Origin of the sequence: Paenibacillus sp. 598K (assembly GCF_003851045.1) — a bacterium.
In the GTDB taxonomy this organism is placed as follows: domain Bacteria; phylum Bacillota; class Bacilli; order Paenibacillales; family Paenibacillaceae; genus Paenibacillus_D.
On record NZ_BFBX01000052.1, the window covers coordinates 12,789 to 17,314 of the forward strand.

Annotated in this window: 5 protein-coding genes and 1 pseudogene; 5 read left to right on the forward strand and 1 reads right to left on the reverse strand. The window is 59.9% G+C overall.

Annotated elements, in window-relative coordinates; translation table 11 throughout:
* The first annotated feature begins 107 nt into the window (after positions 1-107).
* The 4 genes from PA598K_RS16290 to PA598K_RS16305 all read left to right on the forward strand — a co-directional run bounded on the left by PA598K_RS16290 (position 108) and on the right by PA598K_RS16305 (position 3,304).
* Positions 108-1,103, forward strand: a complete 996-nt coding sequence (locus tag PA598K_RS16290; RefSeq protein ID WP_128657987.1) for a sensor histidine kinase — start codon at positions 108-110, stop codon at positions 1,101-1,103.
* 4 nt (positions 1,104-1,107) lie between these two features.
* Positions 1,108-1,758: a response regulator gene (locus PA598K_RS16295; RefSeq protein ID WP_128657988.1), complete on the forward strand. Its 651-nt coding sequence runs from the start codon at positions 1,108-1,110 to the stop codon at positions 1,756-1,758.
* A gap of 453 nt (positions 1,759-2,211) precedes the next feature.
* Positions 2,212-2,613 (forward strand): PspC domain-containing protein, encoded by a 402-nt coding sequence (locus PA598K_RS16300; RefSeq protein WP_128657989.1) that lies wholly within the window; start codon positions 2,212-2,214, stop codon positions 2,611-2,613.
* Between the two features lies 1 nt (position 2,614).
* Entirely contained in the window at positions 2,615-3,304 is a 690-nt protein-coding gene (locus PA598K_RS16305) for a PspA/IM30 family protein (RefSeq protein ID WP_128657990.1), read from the forward strand.
* 241 nt (positions 3,305-3,545) lie between these two features.
* Here PA598K_RS16305 and mobB read toward each other — a convergent pair whose 3' ends face one another.
* Positions 3,546-4,055, reverse strand: coding sequence for a molybdopterin-guanine dinucleotide biosynthesis protein B (gene mobB / locus PA598K_RS16310; protein WP_128657991.1), 510 nt, complete (start codon positions 4,053-4,055; stop codon positions 3,546-3,548).
* Positions 4,056-4,209: 154 nt separating this feature from the next.
* On the opposite strand from mobB, the pseudogene PA598K_RS16315 reads away from it, so the two are divergent.
* Positions 4,210-4,526: pseudogene (locus tag PA598K_RS16315) on the forward strand (gephyrin-like molybdotransferase Glp); the annotation flags it as partial.

Consider the following 4,526-nt stretch of genomic DNA (forward strand, 5'->3'; position numbering starts at 1 on the left):
GTCACAGGCAGCAAGCCGGCAGCGCCGGCTTGCTCTTGCATGTCTATCCAGATGAAACATCCGCAGCCTCGGCTGCGTACATAATGAATAAGAAATGAGGTGGACTCATGAATGGCAGCAAGCCGCCCGGCAAGCCGGTCGATCAGACCCGGCGCATCACATCTGAGACGATCCTGTGGCTGCTGGTCATCCTCGGCTTGCTCGTGCTGGTGCTGCAAGCGACCGGCTACCTGCCCTGGTTCCAGCTCCAAGGCAGAGCGGCAGTCATCAGCCTGTCCGTCGTCGGCCTCGCGATCGTCAGCGGCGCGATCTATAGCTACCTGCAGAGCGTCAAGCTCAAGGAGACGATCAAGCGGCTGACCGCGCAGCAGCGCAACCGACTGCGCAATGTGACGATCAACTCCGACGACGAGTCCGAGGAAGCGGTCATCGAGCGCGAGGATGAGATGCTGCGACACGAGAAGCTCCGCTTCACGGCGATCACCGAGGAGCGTCAGCGGCTGGCGCGGGAGCTGCATGATGCGGTGAGCCAGCAGCTGTTCGCCATCTCGATGACGGCGACTGCCGTCGGACGGACGCTCGAAAAGGACTTCGAGCGGGCGCGCCGCCAGGTCGAGCTGATCGAGGAGATGGCCTCGGTCGCCCAATCGGAGATGCGAGCGCTGCTGCTGCATCTGCGTCCGGTCCATCTCGAGGGCAAGACGCTCGGACAGGCTCTGGAGGGCTTGCTCGACGAGCTGCGACAGAAGGTGCCGATGAAGATTACGATGGAGATGGACTCCGTCGTCCAACTGTTGCCGCAAGCAGAGGACCATCTGTTCCGTATCGTCCAGGAGGCGTTGTCCAACACGCTGCGGCACTCCAAGGCGCAGGAGTTCAACATTCGGATGGAGCGGCACGCCAACCAACTGCGACTGACGATGCGAGACGATGGCGTCGGGTTCGACATGGAGGAGAAAAAACAGACCTCATACGGCTTGCTGACGATGGAGGAGCGGGTGTCGGAGATGGGCGGCACGATGCATGTCATCACAGCGCCGGGACAAGGGACGGGAATCGAGATCTGGATCCCGATCATAGTGGAGGAAGGCGGAGACGAATAGCCCTATGGAACAGCCAATTAAAGTATTGCTCATCGACGATCATGAGATGGTGCGCATCGGTCTCGCGGCCGTGCTGGATACGGAGGATGGCATCGAGGTCGTCGGGGAAGCGAGCAACGGCATGGACGGCATCCGGCTCGCGCAAAGCTACAAGCCCGACGTCGTCCTGATGGATCTGGTGATGGAGCCGATGGATGGCGTCGAGACGACCAAAAAACTGCTGGAGACCCACCCCGACTGCAAGGTCATCGTGCTCACCAGCTACATCGAGGACGGCAAGATGTATCCGGTCATCGAGGCGGGGGCGTTCAGCTACTTGCTGAAGACGTCGCGCGCCAGCGAGATCGCCGATGCGATCCGTGCCGCCTCGCGCGGCCAGTCCGTACTCGAGTCGCAGGTGGCGGCGAAGATGATGAACCGATTCCGTCAGCCGAAGGCTCCCGAGAAGCGCCCGCTCCACGAGGATCTGACGGAGCGCGAGATGGATGTGCTGATGCGTCTGGCAGAGGGCAAGTCCAACCAGGACATCGCCGACGAGCTGTTCATCGGCATCAAGACCGTCAAGTATCACATTACGAACATCTTCTCCAAGCTGGACGTCGAGGACCGCACCCAGGCGGCCATCTACGCCCACAAAAACAATCTGGCCGACTAACGCGCCGCGCGCCCCCAAGCGCGCGTGGGTGGCGGCCTGATGGTGTCTTCGGATAGTATGGCGATGTTGAAGAGCGTGTGTCGCGCGAGTCGGAGATGGGCACATTGGCGTTCGACATCGTGTTGTATACCTTTGCCCTCCATGGACGCATGGAAGCGCAAGGGTTTTTGTTTTTGCTTCCCCCGCTTTTGATGCGAAGTCTTGGGCAGCCTCCGCCTTAAGTTCAGCTCAAACCCCGACCTAAAGCTAGGTTCAAAAACCGCCCCTGGTCTGTTATGCAAGACCGCATAACCCGGTAAAATAAAGTCATAAGCAAGCGATCAGCTCGAAGAGATGAAGGAGCCACTCGGAACAAGATGCTCCCGATATCGACGGTTACGCCAAAAGCTCGAACCGGCGAATCCCCGTTGAGAGCCAAAGCAAGCGAACCCAAAAAACGGAGGGAGTACGAAAATGAAGAAACTGTATCGTTCTACCCGTGACAGAAAGCTGTGGGGCATCTGCGGCGGACTTGCGGAGATGACCGGCTGGGATGCGACGTTGCTGAGGATTCTATTGATTATTATCACCATCCTGACCCATGGCGCGGCCTTGTTCATCTACCTGATCTCCGGCTTCGTCATTCCGAAGTCCCCTGAACCGCCATACGGTCTGGCAGGTGCGACTACGGGAGGCAGCTGGAACGCCTGGACCCCTCCAGCCAGCTCTGCCTACGGCCACAGCAGCTACAGCGAGTCAAACGTAGCGCCAAGCTCGGTCGACCGTGCGATGGCAGATATGGAGACTAAGGCACTGCGCAAGGAACTGGAAGCCATGCGTCACAAAATTGAGAAGTTTGAGAAAGGGGACAAGTAACATGAGTATTTTCAAACGGATTGGCGATATGACGAGAGCATCGTTGAATGAGGTATTGGACCGCGTAGAGGACCCGGTCATCATGCTGAATCAGTACCTGCGGGATATGGAAGGCGAGATTCATGAAGCGGAGCGTACGGTTGCGAAGCAGATGGCATCCGAGCAGATGACCAAGCAGCGCGCAGAGCAAGCCGCTCAAGCAGCCACGGCTCGCGAGCAAGCGGCGGAGCAAGCGCTCCGCGAAGGCAACGAGGAGCTGGCGCGTCGCCTGCTGCAAGAAAAGCTGGCTGCCGACAACCAAGCCGCCGAGTTTGGCCAACGGGCCGTCGAATTGCGCAACCATACCGAGCATCTGCAAGGCGAGCTGGTCCGGATGCGCGAAGAATTCGTCGCTCTCAAGGCCAAACGCCAGGAGCTGGCGGCGCGTGCCGAAGCGGCTAAGGCGACCAAACAGATCGCTCAAGTGAGCAGCCAGCCGGTCATCCACGCCGGAGGCGCATCCCGAGGCTTCGGCAGGATGGAGGAGAAGATCCTGCAGCTCGAGGCCGAGGCCGCAGTCAGCCGGGCTACCAGCGCCTACAGCGGTTACCCTTTGAGCACGGGGGCTGCATCCGCAGCTTATGTGGACCCGGCCACGCAGCTGAAGGTCGAAGAGCAGCTCGAAGCGCTCAAAAACAAATTGAATTCCTGATCCCCGATTCCCCCGCCGCTCTCGGAGCGGCGGTTTTTTGTATGTAATAGCATCTATATGCGGTGCTCATCTAGACAGCACTTATTGCTCCGGAATGAAACGGCTAAGCCATTAAAGGACGGCCTAGCCGTTTCATCTTGTGTGGGCAGCTAGCTCAACTAGAGCCTGTCTACAGATACTGATTACAGACGCTGCTGTCTAGAGAAGCTGCTGTCTACAGACGCTGCCGCCTGTGGTCTGTCTACCGATTCGACATCCCGTCCAGCAGCAGCTTGAGCAGCCCTCCGATCTCGTCGCGATCATATCGGGGCATCGAGGCAGGCAACGAGAGTGGGGCAGAGGCTGCTGCCGGACCCAGGATGACCGCAACCGGATGCGTCACTTGAGCAAGCAGGGGGAGGTCCTCGGCCGAACGGAGCAGCACCAGCTTGGGATAGCCGCCTTGCTTGAAGCCCTCGACCAGCACGACATCCAGTCCCTCCATCTGAACCAGCAACGTCTCCAGCGAGGTTGGCTGATTGCGTATCAAAGCCGTCTGCGTCGCTGAAGTGATCGCCACGACATCTGCGCCCGCCGCCCGGTGCTGCCACGTATCGGTGCCTGCATGGTCGATGTCGAAGTCGTGACCGTCATGCTTGATCGTGCCGACGCGCATTCCTCGGGCCTTTAACTGCTGTAAGAGCTTGCAGAGCAATGTCGTTTTGCCCGCGTTTTTGTAGCCGATGATCTGGAGTACATAGGGTTTGGTCATGGGAAGAGTCCTTTCGGTGCATCGTTGTTGTCATTGTACAAGAAGCGTTGCAGATTAGGAAGCGTCAGGTCGACCGCGAGTGCGCGAGGCGGCAGGTGTTTCGGAGGGGCGGCAGTTTCTGCTATGATAGAAGGGAGAGTAAACGGATGAGGGGATGTTGCATGTGGGGCAAGACGATCGTACTCGATTCAATCGCCGGGCCGTGTCGGTGCAGGAGGCTCAGGCGCGTCTGCTGACGGCGCTGCAGGAGGCGGAGCGGCCGCGTGAGACGGAGCATGTCGCGCTATGGGAGAGCGGCGGACGCCGCCTCGCGCAGGCGCTGACCGCCACCTCGGACTGGCCGCCGTTCGCCAGATCGGGGCTCGACGGCTTCGCAGTCCGCAGCGCCGATGTCCAGGGCGCGTCCGCGCGCGAGCCGGCGACGCTGCGCGTGATCGATGCGATCGCGGCGGGAGAGGTCTCCCACGCGAT